Here is an 18,406-nt window from a genome sequence, read left to right as displayed (position 1 = left end):
TTGTGAAACGCGCTAGCACTACAGTCTGGCCCATAAGCAGTACTTAGTGCCGGCGCACGAAAAAGATCATTCAAAAAAATATGAATGGAGACAACCGAAATGAAAAAGGCGCAACGGGCAATGGCCAGCTCTCCCATGCGGAGAATTGTTGGTACGCTTGGACTTACAGCGATTATCTGCTCAGTTTTAGCATTGACGTCTGTCGGCGCCCGCGCAGATAGCGGCTCGCAGGTCCAGCTTTATGGCCTCATCGGCACCTATGTCGGGAGTGTCAAACGCAGCGACACGCCGCAATCTGCGGTACTGATGGGGAGCGGTGGACTCACCACTTCCTTCTGGGGAATCCGCGGCAACGAAGACCTAGGCGGCGGCGTCAGTGCCATCTTCGCCCTCGAGAGCTTTTTCCAGCCCCAAAACGGCGCGCAGGGTCGCAATGCGACGGACCCATTCTGGTCACGCAATGCGTACGTGGGATTTAAAGGCGATTTCGGTCAATTAACCTTGGGACGGCACAGAAACCCGACCTATACGGCAGAGTCCCTCGTCAATCCATTCGGATCATCTGTCGTCTTTTCTCCACTCGTTGTCCAGACATTCGTGGCCAATTATGGCGGCACGATCATCGGAGATACGGCGTGGAATAACACAGCCAAGTACACGACCCCGGACTTCAAAGGTTTCGGCGCAACGGTAATTTACGGCCTGGGTGGCGTCGCGGGTTCGCCCGGCATTGGTAACCTCGGCGTTCACTTGAATTATCAAGGTCACGGTCTCACGGCAGTGCTGTCCGGCCAGCGCGTGCGCTACACCGCAGCAGGACCGGTGGGAGCGCAGTATGCCTATCTCGCGGGCGCAGCGTACGATTTCAAAGTCGCGACGCTGTACGGGGCGTGGGCCATGACGAGTGACGTGAGTACGCCTACAGGCAGCCACACTTACGAAGCCGGCTTGTCGATCCCGTTCTCGCCCGCTGACTTCCTGCTTGCGGAGTGGGCTCGTACGCAACGGTCAGGGCCTACGCATACGACCAACACCCTTCGAAACACTGCCGCTCTCGGTTACGATCATCTGTTGTCCAAGCGGACGGACATTTACGCGATTTACTCCATTGACAAGCTGAGCGACCATCCCATCGGCAACACATTTGCCGTCGGCATTCGACACACGTTCTAGAAAGCGTTTCGCTTCTTTGTAGTCGCTTCCTGTCGCCGAAAAAGCTCGGCGGTGAAGAGGGGTTAGGCGCTTCATACGAGCGGATATCCTGGACCTGCAGAATGTCTACGCTGTACTCTTCCGCACCAGGCGGAAATTCAGGAATACTCCGGCCAGGTGCGATGCAGCCTCCGTCTGATCGGGATTCGCCGCGGCCGCATGCGCGACGGCGAATCTCGCGGGGATAGCGGCGTGAGCCCTTTCCATCGTTTCCATGGCGGGCTCCGTTGATTGTGTCGTTCAAGCAACTCAGAACGAGTCCCAGCCTTCGCTGTTGACTGCCGTTGCGCTGGCGCCTGCCAGACGAGGCACCGCGACCGGCCGGACGCGCGTTGCAGCCTTCCTCGTCGCCGGCCGCGCTGCGCGGGTTGCCGGGCCGGTTGACGGCTTGGCGGATCCGCCCGTTGCATGCGCGGCGGCCTGGGAATCCAGGCGGAAGAACGAAATCGCCTGGTTCAACTGCCGCCCCTGATCCTCGAGTGATTTCGATGCTGCTGCCGCTTCCTCCACCAGCGCGGCGTTCTGCTGCGTGACCTCGTCCATCTGCGTGATCGCCTGGTTGACCTGCTCAATGCCTCGGCTCTGTTCGGTCGACGCAGCAGCGATTTCACCCATGATGTCGGTCACCCGCGCCACGGCCTGCGTGACCTCGGACATCGTCTTGCCCGCCTCATTCGCAAGCGACGAGCCATTCTGGATCTTCTGCACAGAGGCGTTGATCAGATCCTTGATTTCCTTTGCCGCGCTGGACGAGCGCTGGGCGAGGCTGCGCACTTCGCTTGCGACCACCGCGAACCCACGTCCCTGCTCACCCGCACGGGCTGCTTCCACCGCCGCATTCAGCGCGAGGATGTTGGTCTGGAAAGCAATCCCTTCAATGATTCCCGTGATATCCGCGATCTTGGTGGAACTCGTGCTGATCTCGCCCATCGTATCGACCACCTGACTGACAACCTCATTCCCCCGTCCCGCTACTTCGGACGCATTGGCCGAGAGAGAACTCGCCTGCTGCGCGTTTTCGGCATTCTGCTTCACTGTTGATGTCAGCTCTTCCATACTCGCAGCGGTTTCCTGCAGTGAAGCCGCCTGCTGTTCCGTGCGGGAAGAAAGATCGACGTTGCCAGATGCGATCTGGCTCGAACCGGTGGCAATGCTGTCCGCGGAGGCACGAACCTGACCGATCAGACGCACGAGGCTTGCCTGCATCTCGCCCATCGAGGCCAGGACGCTCCCGGCAGGCGCATTGTTCGCCCCCGGCACGGGGCTCAGATCCCCACCAGCCACGCGCTGGGTGACTTCGCCCAGTGCGGCCGGCTCCGCGCCGAGAGCACGCGTCAAACTGCGGGTAATCAGCACACCGGCCAGCGCCCCGGCCAAGGCCGCCGCCAGGCAAATGGCGATCAGCACATTCCTTTGGCTGGCGTAGTGCTCGGCCGCTTCCTGTACCAACTGCGACTCAACGCTGTTGGCGTAGTCCGCGTAAGCCTGCGTCGCCTTGACCAATGCAGCGAGCAGTGGCCGGCATTCGTCATTCATCTTCGTGATGGCTGCGTCATGCTTGCCGTTCAAAGCAAGGTCGACGATAGCCGACGCAACCGGTCCGTAAAGCGATTCGACACGATTGATCTCGGCCACGAGCTCGCGCGCCCTAGCGGTCACGTCGCTGGCATTGGCGACCATCTCGTTGAGCTTTCGAAGGCGGTTGGCGACGGTTTCGTGGGCCTGCGCCACCGTAGCTTTTTCAATCGCCAGATCCTCCGGCTTCGTCACCAGCACCAGATTGCGAGCGGCGATAGCCCGTTGGTCAACGGCGGTCCGAACGCCCACGACCATGTCTCCGCGGGCGTTGACGCCCGAGATGTAACCTGAGAACTGGTCATTGGAATCGCTCAATGCCTTTAACGAAATGCCTGAGACCACAAGAACCAGCGCGGCTAGTACACCGAACGCCCACGTGAGTCTGGCTTTCACTGACAGCTGATTAAAGTTCATGTTTCGATTCCACTGAAAGCGTAGTAAATAAGGACGATGGCGGATCGCTGCCGCGCTAACGCCCTGGAAGATGCTGGAGTGCGGGATGTTCTTGTTCAACGGATGAATCAGTCACCCGCATCAGGTACTACGGCTATAAGGCAAAGATCCTGAAGGGCGAGGTTCCCCAGGTAGCGACTCGCAAACGTTCTCGCGCTATTGTTTTTTTTAATGAAGGAAGCATCTTGTTAGGCTCGCAGACGACAGCAAGCGGGTAGATTTTTGTCTGATGATTAATCTGAGTGACTGCAGGCCGCCATTCGTTCATAAGCTGTACCAACGAAATGAGCTATCGATTGCTTTGAATGGACGCGATCGCGGAAATGGGAAGCGTCGGGCCTCTCTTTCGAACCTGCTAACTGCCGGTCCTGTCGTGACTCGACTGACCGGATTGGATTGGTTGCGGTCCGCGCGCGATGTGCGGTTTGAGAGCTCTCGCACGCGTCGGCATCTGTGCGGATGCCGCCACAGAATTCGCCCGCGACAAGCCGCACTAACTCTCCAGCCTACAAGGAGAAGATCGAGCAGCGTTCCTTGCTGAGCTTGGCAGCAAAGCCGTCGGCCTCATTACGATTCAGGTGGTGAAGCCGATAAGCCCGTTATTGCAGCCCATCGTCGCTGGTCGCATCGGCTCCGTCGCGGTCTCAGAAAAAATCAGAGGACGCGGGGTCGGCAACTCTCTTATCAAACTCGCAGAAGAGTGGGCGCGGAACCAAGGTGCCACGGATATCAGACTAGCCGTTTGGGAATTTAACGAACAGGCAGTCAATCTGTACCAGGAACTTGGCTACGAGATTCGCGCGTTCGAGATGGGAAAGCGGATTCGGACCTTGGTGGATGTTCCGAGCGCGTGAGCCGGCGACCCCTGATGGCACCGGGTGCTTTAAGCCCACGGAAATCGAAAGGTCGGAGCGAAGGCTGCAAGACTGGTTTAACGTTCTGGAATTTGGTTGATTAGCGATGTGAGCACGTGGTCGGCCCATACTCCATTGATCCTTAGATAGGACCGAGCCAAGCCTTCACGCTCGAACCCTAGCCGTTTTAATAGTTGTTCGCTACGAAAATTTTCGGGCCTAAAATTCGCCATTATTCTGTGCAACCCAATTTCGTCAAAGATATAAGTAATGGCAGACGTCAATGCTTCGTACATCAGACCTTGTCCTTCAAACCGCTTTGCAAGCGAAAATCCAAGATGACATGCCTGAAAGGGCCCGCGCACGATGTTCGTGAAGTTGCAATCACCGACTATTTCGCCGGTTCTCGACGAAATTAGAAGTAGATGCAGCGCGACTCCAGAGCTGTTGTTATGCGCCATTGTCGACAGCCGTTGGCAAACGGATTCAGTGTCGAAGAAGCTTTCGTCTCGAAGCGGTTCCCAAGGCTGTAGGTGAGCGCGATTTTCAATGGAGTATTCCCGCAACTCATGCACGAACTGCTCACATGCCGGCACAAGTTTCAGGCGTGCCGTTGAAATTTCCCGCGGTAGTACGTCGATGTGAACACTCGTCACTGGGGCTCTCCGTTGAAAACGCGGGAGAGTATGTTTAGTCAGAAATTCTTCGTCAACAATTCGACTGGCGACAAGTGATTCAATGTCCGCTCTGGGAAAGCCAAGGGCGTTGTCTGTCAACGGCCGCGATGTATGAAGCCGACTCACGGATTGACTCCTCAAGGGATCAATCATTGACGGTCTCCGGAACGGCCACGCGTTTTACTACTCGACCGACCTCTCAATTTCCGGCCTCGAAATTCTGCCATCGAGCGATGACGAACTGGTGACGCACATGAATGAAAGGCGCGGCCACAATCTATCCCAGCTGTCTGAACTTGTGGCGATAGTGAGTTTGCCCAGCTCAACGGGGAAGCGTGATGCTGGTGAATCGTTTGAAGCCGCTATGGAAGAGGTAGTGAAGCGGGCTTGTCCAGCGACTCCTTTACGCCGTCGTTTCGCATGGCCAGGTGATGAATTGATCGAACATCTGAATCCAGAGCGGCTGCACGACGAGAGCGATAGGGTCGCGGGCTGCACGGTGTTTTTCGAATTCCCAGACCATTGCGGAAGGGGGCGATCCTTTCTGGGGGTTTACCCTTGAACGAATGTTGACCACTTGGTTTTGCGAGGCGGCTTCGCCAGAAACGGCTAGGTTTCGTAGCAGCGTTCACAACCCGTGTATCACGGCGGCCCCAGTTCTAACTCGTTGTTTCTTATGGAAAGTGTGCGCCGTTGCGGTGTCCGGGCGCACAGTCGTCGGTTCAAACTTAAGCGAACAAAGTTCAAAGCCAAGCGAATCTCGACACGAATCTTGATAACCGCACCATCCCTTCTTGAATTTGTCACCACCCGTCCATATAATTAGCACTCGCTGCACGAGAGTGCTAACAACATCGCCGGTTGGCTCCGCCAGCCGGGTTTTCTCAGCGTTCTTCAGTCTCAATCAAGAGAGGAGTATGTATGAACCTTCGTCCTTTGCATGATCGCGTGATCGTCAAACGTCTGGATCAAGAAACCAAGACCGCGTCGGGCATCGTGATCCCCGAAGCCGCAGCAGAAAAGCCGGATCAAGGCGAAATTCTGGCAGTCGGGCCGGGCAAGCGTGACGACAAGGGCGCGGCAATCGCGCTCGACGTGAAGGTGGGTGACCGCGTTCTGTTCGGTAAATACGCAGGCCAGACCGTTAAGGTCGACGGCAACGAACTGCTCGTGATGCGCGAAGAAGACATCATGGCCGTGGTGCAGAAGTAAGCGGAAAGTCGCTGCTTTTCCCGGTCGTATCTTAAAGAATTCAAGGAGTTAGAAGATGGCAGCTAAAGACGTCGTATTCGGTGATTCCGCCCGTGCCAAGATGGTTGAAGGCGTGAATATCCTCGCGAACGCTGTGAAGGTCACGCTGGGCCCGAAGGGTCGCAACGTTGTCCTGGAACGCAGCTTCGGCGGCCCGACGGTCACGAAGGACGGTGTGTCGGTCGCGAAAGAGATCGAACTGAAAGACAAGCTCCAGAACATGGGCGCGCAAATGGTCAAGGAAGTGGCTTCCAAGACCAGCGACAACGCAGGTGACGGCACCACGACCGCAACGGTCCTGGCTCAGTCGATCGTCCGCGAAGGCATGAAGTACGTTGCATCGGGCATGAACCCGATGGACCTGAAGCGCGGTATCGACAAGGCTGTGACGGCCGCAATCGAAGAACTGCGCAAGATCAGCAAGCCGTGCACGACCAACAAGGAAATCGCACAAGTCGGCGCGATTTCGGCGAACAGCGACTCGTCCATCGGCGATCGTATCGCTGAAGCGATGGACAAGGTCGGCAAGGAAGGCGTCATCACGGTTGAAGACGGCAAGTCGCTGCAAGACGAGCTGGACGTGGTCGAAGGTATGCAATTCGACCGCGGCTACCTGTCGCCGTACTTCATCAACAACCCGGACAAGCAAGTCGCCGTGCTCGAAAACCCGTTCGTGCTGCTGCACGACAAGAAGGTGTCGAACATCCGTGATCTGCTGCCGGTACTGGAACAGGTCGCCAAGGCTGGCCGTCCGCTGCTGATCATCGCGGAAGACGTCGAAGGCGAAGCGCTGGCTACGCTGGTGGTGAACAACATCCGCGGCATCCTGAAGACTGTTGCTGTCAAGGCTCCGGGCTTCGGCGATCGTCGTAAGGCCATGCTGGAAGACATCGCGATCCTGACCGGCGGTCAAGTCATCGCTGAAGAAACCGGCCTGACGCTCGAAAAGGCAACGCTGGCTGAACTGGGTCAAGCGAAGCGTATCGAAGTGGGCAAGGAAAACACCACCATCATCGACGGCGCTGGCGAAGCAGCCACCATCGAAGCACGTGTGAAGCAGGTTCGCACGCAAATCGAAGAAGCAACGTCGGACTACGACCGTGAAAAGCTGCAAGAGCGCGTTGCCAAGCTGGCAGGCGGTGTTGCGGTGATCAAGGTCGGCGCTGCGACCGAAGTCGAAATGAAGGAAAAGAAGGCACGTGTCGAAGACGCACTGCACGCAACGCGCGCAGCTGTGGAAGAAGGCATCGTGGCTGGCGGCGGCGTCGCGCTGATCCGTGCACGTACGGCAATCGCCGGCCTGAAGGGCGCTAACGCCGATCAGGACGCAGGTATCAAGATCGTGCTGCGCGCGATGGAAGAGCCGCTGCGCCAGATCGTCACGAACGGTGGCGAAGAAGCCAGCGTCGTCGTGGCAGCTGTTGCTGCTGGCCAAGGCAACTACGGCTACAACGCAGCAACCGGCGAGTACGTCGACCTGGTCGACGCTGGTGTTGTGGACCCGACGAAGGTGACGCGCACGGCGCTGCAAAACGCAGCTTCGGTCGCTGGCCTGCTGTTGACGACCGACGCAGCTGTTTGCGAACTGCCGAAGGAAGATGCTCCGATGGGCGGCGGTATGCCCGGCGGCATGGGCGGCATGGGCATGGACATGTAATTTCGATTGGGCCTCGTCTGGAGGCTCAGTTGGAAGCACATGGGGAAGTGCGCCGCAAGGCGTGCTTCCCAAACGAAAAAACCCGCAGAAATGCGGGTTTTTTTATGGGGCGCTCGCCGCGGGCAGAAGCGCCCGGATCAGAGGGCTGCCGACGCTCCGCGCCGGCTATCAGTGCCGCGCTTCGCCCGGCGCTGCGTCCTTGCCGGCTGCTGGCGGCGTTTCGTCGTCGGCACTGCGCGCCCAGAAGAACCGGTCAGGCATATACGCGCCCATGCCCGGCCGGAACGCATTGCGCACGGCCTGGTACAAATACTCCTGCGCCTCGCGCACCGCTTCGGCGGGATCCTGGCCGTTGGCCAGCAACGCGGCGATCGCCGCGCCCAGCGTATCCGTCAAGCCCATGATCCGATGGCTGCCACGGTCCCACATGTCCTGACGCAACTGGCCGTCTTCGCTGAAGAGCGTATTGACGTGCCGGTGCGTGCCGGTTTCCGTCGACAGAATGTATTCGCAGCCTTGCGACAGCAGATGCGAGATGGCGGCGTCGAGACTGGGCGCTTCGGCGTCGCCGTCCGGTTGGGCGAGCGCGAGCAGTGTTGCCGAATCGGCGACCAGCAACGTGGTTTGCGGCGCGAGCAGGTCGGCGATCGCTTCGCGCAGTTCGTCGGCGGACAGCACGTGCTCGTCGTCGAGCGTGAAATCGGGGGCGAGAATCAGTGGAATGTCGTCGTAATCGGCGACGACTTCGGCAATCGCGCTCACCACTTCCGCGCGGGTGCAGGCGCCGACCTTGAACGCGGCGATCGGCATGTCTTCGAGCAGCATCCGCGCCTGGGTCGCGACTACTTCGGGGTCGAGCCCGGTGACTTCGTCGCAGCTCGCCGAGTCGCGCACGGTGTAGCCCGTGAGCACAGAGACGCCATGGCAACCCATGCTGGCAAGAGTCATCAGGTCGGCTTGCAGGCCGGAGCCGCCGGTGGGATCGGAAAGGCCGAAGGTGAGGACGATCGGAGGCGTGTCGCTGGGCATGAAGATTTGCGGAAAGGAGCTAAATTTAGGCGCAGAGAGTGCGCAATCGACTCAATTATGCGGCCTAAACCGTCCCGAGGGCGTTTTTTCGCATCTCGCGATGCGCCGCAGCCGGCAAGCGTGGGGCCGGCGCGCGGCACGACGTCGCAACCACTGCGCGGGGCGACGCAACTGCATAACCAAAGGCCGTCGCACCCTGCGATTGCGCGTGTCTGATTGCTAGGCATTGGGGCGGCAACACGGTACCATCATGGCTCCCGTTTCCCCGGACTCTACGACGCGACACAAGAATGGAATATCAAAGCTGGATGTGCCTGATTTGCGGCTGGATTTACGACGAAGAAGCCGGTTTGCCGGACGAAGGCATTGCGCCGGGCACGCGCTGGGAAGACGTCCCCATAAACTGGACCTGCCCGGAGTGCGGCGCGCGTAAGGAAGACTTCGAGATGGTCCAGATCTGAAGTCCGGGAGCAGCCGGCAGACCGGCTACGGGCCGTGCCGCATGCCCGCGGCGCGGCGCTGGCGTGATGTTTCCCGGTCGGTGTGCCGCGCAGGATCGAACGCACACGGTACGTTCTGAAGTTTGCCCCAACGCGTCGACGCGGAACGTCCTCGGCCGCGCCGTGTCGCAACGTTAGTCTGTCATTGTCCTGTCGCCGGTTCGCGCGTTCGCCGATCAGTCTGCGTGCGGCGAGGCGACGGCCCGTCAGCTTCGTGTCGCCTGCCCATGACTCCTCAATCCGCTGCACCCGTTTCCTTCGATGCCTTGCCGAATCCGCGCGGCGGCGCCGTGCGCCCCGCCGAGCTTGCGCTGGCCGAGGCGCTGCTGGCGTTCGAACAGCACAGCGAGAGCACGTCGGCGCTGCTGCGTGCGTCGCATGCATTGCGCGGGGCCGGCTGGCTGAGCGCTCAGCGTTTCGCTGACGCATTAGTGCGGGTTTCGCCGCTGGTCGAAGGCGACCCGGTCGACGCGCTGAGCGCGCGCCCCGTGTTCGGCGCGGCGTTGCGCGACTTCCGCGCCGCGCTCGAGCGTCACAACTTGCGCGAGCTGTCCTGCTCGCCGGTCCTGTTCGATCATTACCGGGCGCTCGGCACGCATCTGTCGGAGCACACACCGGGTTCCACCATCGCCTTCGAAGATCTCGCGTTGACCGCGCGGCCGGTGCCGCCCGTCTCGCTGCACACGCAGCCCGCCGATCAACTGGCGCATCTGCGCGCGCGTTACGAACGCGCGCTGCTGCCGGTGCTGCGCTCGCAGGCCAACACCGGCAGTGCGGCGGCGCTGGCCGTCACCAACGCGGCGCTCGACGAACTGGACGCTGTCTTCGGCGAACTCGCCGGCCCGGACCCCTACGATTTCTGGCGGCTCGCCAAGGCTTGCGCCAAGGCGTTGCGGGTCAGCGGCCGCGCCACGGGCGAAACCGACGCGCGGCGTTTTTACGCGCGTTGCAACCTCGCGCTCGCCGATCACGCGCGCGGCATCGAGCTTGCGCCGCGCTCACTCGTGCGCGCAACGCTTGCGCTGCTGTGGCGCGACTATGCGTTGTTCGGCGCCGCCGCGGAAGACGCCGACCAGGTGGAAGTGCTGCACGACTACGGCTTGACGGTGGACTGGCACGTCGCGGGCACCCAGGCGTCCGAAATGCTTTGGGAAGCGGGCGCCGTGCAGGCCCAGGCGATCAGCGCCAGCCGTAGCGCCTTGACGCGCGAATTGGGCGTGCTGGCCGTGAATGTGAACGCCTACGAAGATTTTCTGCAAACGGCGGACGCATCGATCGCCGCGTTGACCGAGCATGCCCGTGCAGCCGACCAGCCGGAGAAAGCCGATCCGAGCGAAGCGCTGCAGGCGGGCGACGCCGCCTACCGGCTCGGCTCCGCCGCGTGCGCGCTGGGCCTCGGCCACGTGGCGCTGCTAGCCGATGCGCTGGGGCTCGCGTGGCGCCGTCGCGCGCATGCCGGCGTCTCGACGCCCGCGGTACGCGCGCACGTGATCGTCGGCGCTCCGGCGGCGAGCACGCTCGAGCAGGCCGCCGAAGCCCTGCGCGCCACGCTGCACAAGGTCGCCGCGGGCGTCGCGCCACCCGGCGGCGGCACCGCGCTGGCCGCCTTGACGCGCTCCATCGAGCAGGGCGGCGCGTGAGTCATCGGCGCGCCGGGTCGTGGGGCGCGCCGGTCCGTCTGTCACCGGGTCGTCACTGGCCGCGGTGAAGTGACGCGACCGCACGCCACGCAACACGCGTGCCGTGACACAGCGGGAACCTGCACGGTGGCGAGGGCCCGCGTGCGTGATAGAGTGCAACTTGATTCGCCGTCGATGGCTCGCGGCTCGCTTCATGGCACACATCGCGGTCCCACGCTCAAAGCCCCGCCATCCTGCATCGTCTTTGCTAAAATCCGAACTATGTCCAAGAGTACCGATCGCATCAATCTGACCAACCAGTTCCTGATCGCCATGCCGAACATGGCGGATCCGACGTTTTCGGGAACGGTGGTCTACCTTTGCGATCACAGCGAGCGCGGTGCGCTCGGCCTCGTGATCAACCGGCCGACCGATATCGACCTGCAAGCGCTCTTCAGTCGCATCGATCTCAAGCTCGAGATCGAACCCCTTCTCCATGTGCCCGTTTATTTCGGCGGCCCGGTGCAAACCGAGCGCGGCTTCGTGCTGCACGATCCGAAAGACGGCAACGCGTACACGTCGTCCATGTCGGTGCCGGGCGGTCTCGAGATGACCACGTCGAAAGACGTGCTCGAAGCCGTCGCGAGCGGTACGGGTCCCGAGCGTTTCCTCCTCACGCTCGGCCATGCCGGCTGGGGCGCGGGTCAGCTCGAAGAAGAGATTTCGAAGAACGGTTGGCTGACGGTCGAAGCCGACCCGAAAATCATCTTCGACGTACCCGCCGAAGAACGTCTCGAAGCCGCGTTGGCTCTTCTCGGCATCAACCTGTCGATGCTGTCCGGCGAGGCGGGTCACGCATGAGTCTGCCGGCCGGACGTGAGGCGACGCTGCTTGCGTTCGACTACGGTGAAAAACGCATCGGCGTGGCGGTCGGCAATTCGCTGACGCGTCGCGCAAGGCCGCTCGTGATCGTGCAGAACCGCAGCCGCGAATATCGGTTCGAGGCAGTCGGCAAGCTGATCGCAGAATGGAAACCGAACGCGCTTGTGGTCGGTTTGCCGTTGCATCCGGACGGCACGCCGCACGCAATGACGCAACTCGCGAAGCGCTTCGGCAATCAATTGAATGGCCGTTTCAATTTGCCCGTCACGTGGATCGACGAACGCTATTCGTCGGTCGAGGCGAAGGCGGAAATCCGCGCCGGCAACGGCCGCGCCGACATGCTCGACGCCGAAGCCGCCAGCATCATCCTCCAGCAATATCTAGACGGACTTTCCGACGATCATGAGTTCCATTGACGCCGAAGCGCTTTATCGCGCGTTGCTCGACCAGATTCGCGCGGTGTATGGCGACCAGCTCGGCGCCGGAAAAGACGGCGCCGAGGGCGCCGTGCTGGCCGGCATCTACAGCGGCGGCGCGTGGCTTGCCGAACGGCTGGCGCGCGATCTGAACCTGCCGAATTTCGGCGTGGTGAACGTCGCGCTGCATCGCGACGATTACGCGAAAAAAGGGCTGCACTCGCAGGCAAGCCCGACCTCGCTGCCGTTTTCGGTCGACGGCCGCCGTATCGTGCTGGTCGACGACGTTCTCTACACCGGCCGCACGATTCGCGCGGCGCTCAACGAGCTGTACGACTACGGCCGCCCGGCATCAGTTGAACTGGCGGTGCTGGCCGATCGCGGCGGACGTGAATTGCCGGTTGCGGCACGCTTTGTCGGCGGCGTGGTGGACATTCCCGCCGACGCCACGCTCGTGCTGGCCCGCACGGAACGCGACGAAGCAGGCGGCGCATCCGCGCAGTGTTTCACTTTTCACACTGAAGCACGCGTCGATTGAACAGGGCGCGATGTGCGAGGCGCGCCGCGCTTCCGTCGCAATCGGCGCATGGCATCGAGCCATCACGCGCCACGCAAGAGAGATTTATCGAGCCGCTCGCTGCAACTAAACGCGCGAAAGTTGGCCCGGCATCGTCACACGCAGTCCGCATCGACACCGATCACGTCGAAGTCCGTATTTGAAGCAGGTACATCATGACCATCGCCACCCAGGCTCCCAAGGATTCCGCCGACAGCGCCACCGAGCGCTTCCGTTATGGCTTCCTCAAGGGCAACCCGCAGCTCACGAAAAACGGCGAGCTCAAACATCTGTTGTCGATCGAGGGCTTGCCGAAGGCGATCGTCAATCACATTCTCGACACCGCCGATCAGTTCGTCAGCGTGACCGATCGCGAAGTGAAGAAGGTGCCGCTGTTGCGCGGCAAGTCGGTGTTCAACCTGTTCTTCGAGAACTCGACGCGCACTCGCACCACCTTCGAGATCGCCGCGACGCGTCTGTCGGCGGACGTGCTGAATCTGAATATCAACGCGTCGTCGACCAGCAAGGGCGAGTCGCTGCTCGACACGATCAACAACCTCTCGGCGATGCATGCCGATATGTTCGTCGTGCGCCATGCATCGAGCGGCGCGCCGTACCTGATCGCCCAGCATTGCGCGCCGCACGTGCACGTGATCAATGCCGGCGACGGCCGTCATGCGCACCCCACGCAGGGGCTGCTCGACATGTACACCATCCGCCACTACAAAAAGGACTTCACGAAGCTGCGCGTGGCGATCGTCGGCGACATTCTGCACTCGCGCGTCGCGCGCTCGGACATTCACGCGCTAACCACGCTCGGCGTGCCGGAAGTGCGCGCGATCGGGCCGCGCACGCTGTTGCCGGGCGGCCTGGAACAGATGGGCGTACGCGTGTTTCACAACCTCGACGAAGGCCTGAAGGACGTCGACGTGATCATCATGCTGCGTCTGCAGAACGAACGGATGAGCGGCGCATTGCTGCCGTCGGCGCAGGAGTATTTCAAGAGCTGGGGCTTGACGCCGGAGCGTCTCGCGCTCGCCGCGCCCGACGCGATCGTGATGCACCCCGGCCCGATGAATCGCGGCGTCGAAATCGATTCGCAAGTGGCCGACGGTCCGCAATCGGTGATTCTGAATCAGGTGACTTTCGGTATCGCGGTGCGCATGGCGGTGATGGGAATTGTCGCGGGTAATCACGACTGACCCTGCGGATGCGGATGCGGAGCCGCGTCACTCACGCACAGTACGAACCCGCGACACGTAACGCGGAATTAGCTGAACTCAGCTGAATATAAGGCAGCGCATGAAGATTCTTATTCAAGGCGGCACGCTGATCGATCCGGTAGCGGGCACCGAACAGCAGCAGGACATTTTTATCGCGGCGGGCAAGATCGCCGCCATTGGCGACGCGCCCGCGGATTTCCACCCGGAGAAGACGATCGACGCCCAAGGTCTCTGCGTCGCGCCGGGTCTGGTCGACCTGTCGGCGCGGTTGCGCGAGCCGGGCTACGAACACAAGGCGACGCTCGAATCCGAAATGGCCGCCGCGCTCGCGGGCGGCGTGACGAGCCTCGTCTGCCCGCCGGACACCGATCCGACGCTCGATGAACCGGGCCTCGTCGAAATGCTCAAGTTCCGTGCGCGCAATCTGGACCAGGCGCATGTGTATCCGCTCGGCGCGCTGACGGTCGGTCTCAAGGGGCAGGTCATCACGGAGATGGTCGAGCTGACCGAAGCAGGCTGCATCGGCTTTTCGCAGGCCGACGTGCCGGTGGTCGATACGCAGGTGCTAATGCGCGCGCTGCAATACGCGAACACCTACGGCTATACCGTGTGGCTGCGTCCCGTGGACGCCTATCTTGGCAAGGGCGGCGTGGCCGCGAGCGGCGCGCTGGCATCGCGGCTGGGGCTCTCGGGCGTGCCGGTGTCGGCGGAAACCATCGCGTTGCATACCATTTTCGAACTGGTGCGCGTGACAGGCGCGCGGGTGCATCTGTCGCATGTGTCGTCGGCGGCGGGCATTGCGCTGGTGCGCGCGGCGAAGGCCGAGGGTTTGCCGGTCTCATGCGACGTCACCGTGAATCACGTGCATCTGATCGACCTCGACATCGGCTATTTCGACGCGCAGTTCCGGCTCGATCCGCCGCTGCGTCAACAGCGCGACCGCGAGGCGATTCGCGCGGGCCTGATCGACGGCACGATCGACGCGATCTGCTCCGACCACACGCCGGTCGACGACGACGAAAAGCTGCTGCCGTTCGCCGAGGCTACCCCCGGTGCGACCGGGCTGGAGCTGTTCCTGTCGCTGACGGTGAAGTGGGCCGACGAAGCACGCGTGCCGCTTGCGAAGGCGCTGAACCGCATCACCACGGCGCCGGCCAACGTGCTCAAACTGGACGCGGCCGGCCGTATCGCCGTGGGCGGCGTGGCCGATCTCTGCGTGTTCGACCGCAATGCGCATTGGCGCGTCGAGCCGCGTGCGCTGAAGAGCCAAGGGCATAACACGCCGTTCCTCGGTTACGAACTGCCGGCGCGCGTGCGTGCGACCATCGTGTCCGGGCATGTCGCATTCGAACAGCGTTGATAGCCGCGGTGTTGCCACGCTCATTGTCCCGCTCATAGGCCAACCCTTACTGACCCAATCAGGAACGCTCCGACCATGAAGCTCGCGTTACGCAAGGCACGTCTCGTCGTTCATCTGCTGCACGGCATGTGGGTCGTGGCGACGCGCTTTCCCAAAGCCAGCGCCGAGGTGCGTCACACGCTCAATCGCGAATGGTCGCTGAAGATGCTGCGCCTGTGCGGTATGCGGCTCGTCGTGCATAACGACAGCGCGCGGCTCGATCGCGGCGCGCTGGTGGTCGCCAACCACATTTCGTGGATCGACATCTATGTGATCAACGCGTGGCGGCCCACGCCGTTCGTCTCGAAGGCCGAGATCCGGCAATGGCCGGTGGTCGGCTGGCTCGCGCAGCAACTGGACACGGTGTTCATCCAGCGCGAAAAGCGCAGCGACGCCAGGCGGATCATGCATGAACTGTCCGACCGCCTAAGCGCGGGCGAACTGATGTGCGTGTTTCCCGAAGGCACCACCTCCAACGGGCTTGGGCTGCTGCCGTTTCACGCGAACATGTTTCAGGCAGCCGTGTCGGCGTCGGCGCCGGTGCAGCCACTGTGCATGATGTATGAGGACGCGCAGGGCCGGCAATCCACGGCGCCCGCCTATATCGACGATCTGTCGCTCGCCGATTCGCTGAATCTGCTGCTGGGCGGCGGACCGCTCACCGCGCATATCTATGTTTGCGCACCGCTCGCGCCGGGCGCCGACCGGCGCACATTGGCGGCGGAAGCGGAAGGCGTGATCGCGGCCGCATTGCGGGAGATGCAAAGCGGCGCCGCGATGACCGGCGCGGTGATGGCGGAGCGGGCCGCTACGTCCGCCGCAGCGGCAAAGCTGATTGAAGAACCGGTTGAAGAACCGGCCGATCAGGTCGACAGGTCAGGGCGTTCGGCCTGAAATTCGGCCTACGGTCGATGCCGACATGCGACCGGGTCGCCGCGGCGGATTAATTGCCGCCGGCCGCAGCGCGGCAGTTCTCGCACTCGACCTGTGTCAGCGTACGCTCCGCGGGCTGTCGCGCGAGACGCACGGCGGACAATTGTTCGCCCCACACGCAGCCTGAATCGAGGCCGATCAGGTTGTCACGCAGAATCAGCCCGAGCGCAGCCCAATGACCGAACACCACGGTCACATCGGCGGTCTTGCGCGCTGGGACATCGAACCACGGCATGCAACCCGGCGGCGCCGCATTCAGGCCGCCGCTGCTGCTGAAATCCATGGTGCCTTCGGCGGTGCAGAAGCGGATGCGCGTCAACGCGCTGCACGTCAAACGCAGCCGCTCGATGCCTTTCAGTCCCGGTTTCCAGCGATTCGGCTCGTTGCCGTACAAGCCGGCGAGCGTCTCCTTCCAGTTCGGCGCACGCAGGGCGCGCTGCAATTCTTCGGCGAGTTCGAGCGTCAGATTCACGTCCCACTGCGGCAGTACGCCCGCGTGGACCATCAGCATGCCGTTGTCGAAATGCGCGATAGGACGGTGGCGGATCCACTCGAGCAGGTCGGCGGAATCCGGCGCGGCGAGAATCTCGTCGATCGTGTCGCCTTTCTTCGACTTGCGAATCCCCGCCGACACCGACAGCAGATGCAAATCGTGATTGCCCAGCACCGGCACTGCCTGCTCGCCGAGCGCGATGACGTCGCGCAACGTGGCCAGCGACTCGGTGCCGCGGTTGATCAGGTCGCCCGCGAACCACAGCGGCGTGCCGGCCGGCGGCGCGGCCTTGGCCAGCAGTTGCTGGAACGGCGTGCGGCAGCCTTGCAGATCGCCGAAAGCGAGCGGGAGTAGGGGCGGATCGGAAAGCGCGGAAGACGTAGTGGCGGGTGTCATCGAGGAAATGAGTGCGGTTTGATACACGCTGTTACGCACGCGGCGTGCCGCGTTGGGCAATGCAACATATTAGCGTGACATAATAGCCCGTTTGAAGGCTTGATATCGGGTCAAGGCGCCGCTGGCAAGCGGCCTGGCGCAGGGCGCCCACGATATTGCGACACAACAGGATGACTTTCATGAACGGAGAAAGCATGTCGTCTTTTCATGCAGAGCAGCCTATTCGTACGCTCGTCACCGGGGCGAGCGGCTTCACTGGCCGCTATCTGGTCGACAACCTGCTCGGGCGCGGCCACACCGTGATCGAAACGGTCGCGGGGCGCGACGTGGCGGAAACGCCGACGCGCCTGCGGCTCGACATCACGTCGCCGGACGCCTGCCGGCGCGTGATCGAGATCGCGCGGCCCGACTACATCGTCCACCTCGCTGCGATCAGTTTCGTAGGTCATAACGATCCGCTCGACTTTTACCGCGTCAACGTGATCGGCACGCTGAATTTGTTGGAGGCGTGCGCCGCTGTCGGTCATACGCCGCGCAAGCTGCTGATCGCGAGCAGCGCGAACGTGTACGGCAACGTGACGAGCGCAGCCATCGACGAGAGCTTTCCGGTCACGCCGGTCAATCACTACGCGGCCAGCAAGGCGGCGATGGAAACGATGGTGCGGACGTGGTTCGACCGCCTGCCGATCCTGATCGTGCGGCCGTTCAACTATACCGGCCGCGGCCAGGCATCCAACTTCCTCGTGCCCAAGATCGTCGAGCACTTTGCGCGCCGCGAACCGTCGATCGAACTCGGCAATATCGACGTGGCGCGCGACTTCTCCGACGTGCGCTACGTGGCAAGCGCATATGAAGCCTTGCTCGATTCCGAGGCCGCTTCGGAAACCGTCAATGTCTGCACCGGCACGCCCTTTACATTGCGCGAAATTCTTTCCGCGGCGAGTGATCTGACCGGGCATGAACTCGAGATTCAGATCAATCCCGCCTTTGTGCGGCAAACCGATGTGAAGATGCTAGCCGGTTCGCCCGCCAAGCTGCGCACGCTCGTGCCGAAAGTCGAGGCGATTCCATTCATGGATACGTTGCGCTGGATGCTGGCGGCATAATCGGCCGCAATTGCGCGGCGATCCGCCATCTATTTGGGGCATGGTGACGCGCGACTTTTCGTTCGCGTATAAACAACCATAATGCGCCGCATCGCAGGCTGATTTGATCAGACTTATACGGCGTTTGCTCCCGTTTTTCCCAGTGCATTACGCTGAATCAGACCGCTAGCCG

The 18,406-nt window shown here is 61.9% G+C and carries 16 protein-coding genes and 1 pseudogene; 13 read left to right on the top strand and 4 right to left on the bottom strand.

Annotated elements, in window-relative coordinates; translation table 11 throughout:
* Positions 1-99 precede the first annotated feature (99 nt).
* Positions 100-1,173 carry a porin gene (locus tag B0G71_RS16185; RefSeq protein WP_116148651.1) on the top strand — a complete coding sequence of 358 codons (1,074 nt, stop codon included), beginning with the start codon at positions 100-102 and terminating at the stop codon, positions 1,171-1,173.
* Between the two features lie 288 nt (positions 1,174-1,461).
* Here the strand turns inward: B0G71_RS16185 and B0G71_RS16180 are convergent, their stop codons facing one another.
* On the bottom strand, positions 1,462-3,204 hold the full coding sequence (locus B0G71_RS16180; RefSeq protein WP_116142726.1) for a methyl-accepting chemotaxis protein: 1,743 nt from the start codon (positions 3,202-3,204) through the stop codon (positions 1,462-1,464).
* Between the two features lie 566 nt (positions 3,205-3,770).
* On the opposite strand from B0G71_RS16180, the pseudogene B0G71_RS16175 reads away from it, so the two are divergent.
* Positions 3,771-4,097, top strand: a pseudogene (locus B0G71_RS16175) (GNAT family N-acetyltransferase); the annotation flags it as partial.
* 77 nt (positions 4,098-4,174) lie between these two features.
* On the opposite strand, the gene B0G71_RS16170 reads toward B0G71_RS16175, so the two are convergent.
* Positions 4,175-4,753: a GNAT family N-acetyltransferase gene (locus B0G71_RS16170; protein ID WP_116142725.1), complete on the bottom strand. Its 579-nt coding sequence runs from the start codon at positions 4,751-4,753 to the stop codon at positions 4,175-4,177.
* 942 nt (positions 4,754-5,695) lie between these two features.
* Here B0G71_RS16170 and groES point away from each other — a divergent pair.
* Both groES and groL read left to right on the top strand, forming a co-directional pair.
* Positions 5,696-5,986, top strand: a complete 291-nt coding sequence (gene groES / locus B0G71_RS16165; RefSeq protein ID WP_008923887.1) for a co-chaperone GroES — start codon at positions 5,696-5,698, stop codon at positions 5,984-5,986.
* A 55-nt stretch (positions 5,987-6,041) separates the two neighbouring features.
* Positions 6,042-7,682: a chaperonin GroEL gene (gene groL / locus B0G71_RS16160; protein ID WP_106286119.1), complete on the top strand. Its 1,641-nt coding sequence runs from the start codon at positions 6,042-6,044 to the stop codon at positions 7,680-7,682.
* 168 nt (positions 7,683-7,850) lie between these two features.
* Here the strand turns inward: groL and B0G71_RS16155 are convergent, their stop codons facing one another.
* Positions 7,851-8,711, bottom strand: a complete 861-nt coding sequence (locus B0G71_RS16155) for a hydroxymethylpyrimidine/phosphomethylpyrimidine kinase (RefSeq protein ID WP_106286118.1) — start codon at positions 8,709-8,711, stop codon at positions 7,851-7,853.
* 290 nt (positions 8,712-9,001) lie between these two features.
* On the opposite strand from B0G71_RS16155, the gene B0G71_RS16150 reads away from it, so the two are divergent.
* The 8 genes from B0G71_RS16150 to B0G71_RS16115 all read left to right on the top strand — a co-directional run bounded on the left by B0G71_RS16150 (position 9,002) and on the right by B0G71_RS16115 (position 16,200).
* A complete protein-coding gene (locus tag B0G71_RS16150) occupies positions 9,002-9,172 on the top strand; it encodes a rubredoxin (protein ID WP_006047743.1) in 171 nt (56 codons plus the stop codon).
* A 266-nt stretch (positions 9,173-9,438) separates the two neighbouring features.
* On the top strand, positions 9,439-10,851 hold the full coding sequence (locus B0G71_RS16145; RefSeq protein WP_116142724.1) for a hypothetical protein: 1,413 nt from the start codon (positions 9,439-9,441) through the stop codon (positions 10,849-10,851).
* A gap of 261 nt (positions 10,852-11,112) precedes the next feature.
* A complete protein-coding gene (locus B0G71_RS16140) occupies positions 11,113-11,691 on the top strand; it encodes a YqgE/AlgH family protein (RefSeq protein WP_106286116.1) in 579 nt (192 codons plus the stop codon).
* Complete coding sequence (gene ruvX / locus B0G71_RS16135; protein ID WP_116142723.1) at positions 11,688-12,128, top strand: Holliday junction resolvase RuvX; 441 nt, start codon at positions 11,688-11,690, stop codon at positions 12,126-12,128. The genes B0G71_RS16140 and ruvX overlap by 4 nt, the downstream gene beginning before the upstream one ends.
* Positions 12,115-12,666, top strand: coding sequence for a bifunctional pyr operon transcriptional regulator/uracil phosphoribosyltransferase PyrR (pyrR, locus tag B0G71_RS16130; RefSeq protein WP_116142722.1), 552 nt, complete (start codon positions 12,115-12,117; stop codon positions 12,664-12,666). Before ruvX ends, pyrR begins: the two co-directional genes overlap by 14 nt.
* A 194-nt stretch (positions 12,667-12,860) precedes the next feature.
* Complete coding sequence (locus B0G71_RS16125; RefSeq protein ID WP_116142721.1) at positions 12,861-13,886, top strand: aspartate carbamoyltransferase catalytic subunit; 1,026 nt, start codon at positions 12,861-12,863, stop codon at positions 13,884-13,886.
* Positions 13,887-13,986: 100 nt separating this feature from the next.
* Positions 13,987-15,267, top strand: coding sequence for a dihydroorotase (locus B0G71_RS16120; protein WP_116142720.1), 1,281 nt, complete (start codon positions 13,987-13,989; stop codon positions 15,265-15,267).
* A gap of 75 nt (positions 15,268-15,342) precedes the next feature.
* Complete coding sequence (locus B0G71_RS16115; protein WP_116142719.1) at positions 15,343-16,200, top strand: 1-acyl-sn-glycerol-3-phosphate acyltransferase; 858 nt, start codon at positions 15,343-15,345, stop codon at positions 16,198-16,200.
* 49 nt (positions 16,201-16,249) lie between these two features.
* Here B0G71_RS16115 and B0G71_RS16110 read toward each other — a convergent pair whose 3' ends face one another.
* Positions 16,250-17,128: a symmetrical bis(5'-nucleosyl)-tetraphosphatase gene (locus tag B0G71_RS16110; RefSeq protein WP_116148650.1), complete on the bottom strand. Its 879-nt coding sequence runs from the start codon at positions 17,126-17,128 to the stop codon at positions 16,250-16,252.
* Between the two features lie 194 nt (positions 17,129-17,322).
* Between B0G71_RS16110 and B0G71_RS16105 the strand changes: the two genes are divergently transcribed.
* Positions 17,323-18,234 carry a GDP-mannose 4,6-dehydratase gene (locus tag B0G71_RS16105; RefSeq protein ID WP_116142718.1) on the top strand — a complete coding sequence of 304 codons (912 nt, stop codon included), beginning with the start codon at positions 17,323-17,325 and terminating at the stop codon, positions 18,232-18,234.
* Positions 18,235-18,406: the final 172 nt, after the last annotated feature.

It is taken from the genome of Paraburkholderia sp. BL27I4N3 (assembly GCF_003386115.1).
Lineage (GTDB): Bacteria > Pseudomonadota > Gammaproteobacteria > Burkholderiales > Burkholderiaceae > Paraburkholderia.
Note: the sequence above shows the minus strand (reverse complement) of the source record. Positions and strands in the feature narration are given on the sequence as shown.